At 49.2% G+C, this 425-nt stretch carries 1 rRNA gene; it reads left to right on the top strand.

Annotated elements, in window-relative coordinates:
* Positions 1-425, top strand: a 16S ribosomal RNA gene (locus tag PY650_RS36840); the annotation flags it as partial.

Genomic DNA, 425 nt, shown 5'->3' with positions numbered 1-425 from the left:
GCCTAATACATGCAAGTCGAGCGATGATTAAAGATAGCTTGCTATTTTTATGAAGAGCGGCGAACGGGTGAGTAACGCGTGGGAAATCTGCCGAGTAGCGGGGGACAACGTTTGGAAACGAACGCTAATACCGCATAACAATGAGAATCGCATGATTCTTATTTGAAAGAAGCAATTGCTTCACTACTTGATGATCCCGCGTTGTATTAGCTAGTTGGTAGTGTAAAGGACTACCAAGGCGATGATACATAGCCGACCTGAGAGGGTGATCGGCCACACTGGGACTGAGACACGGCCCAGACTCCTACGGGAGGCAGCAGTAGGGAATCTTCGGCAATGGGGGCAACCCTGACCGAGCAACGCCGCGTGAGTGAAGAAGGTTTTCGGATCGTAAAACTCTGTTGTTAGAGAAGAACGTTACGTAG

This window comes from Martinezella calliandrae, from assembly GCF_030272695.1.
Lineage (GTDB): Bacteria > Pseudomonadota > Alphaproteobacteria > Rhizobiales > Rhizobiaceae > Rhizobium > Rhizobium calliandrae.
This window is presented reverse-complemented; position numbering and strand designations above follow the sequence as displayed.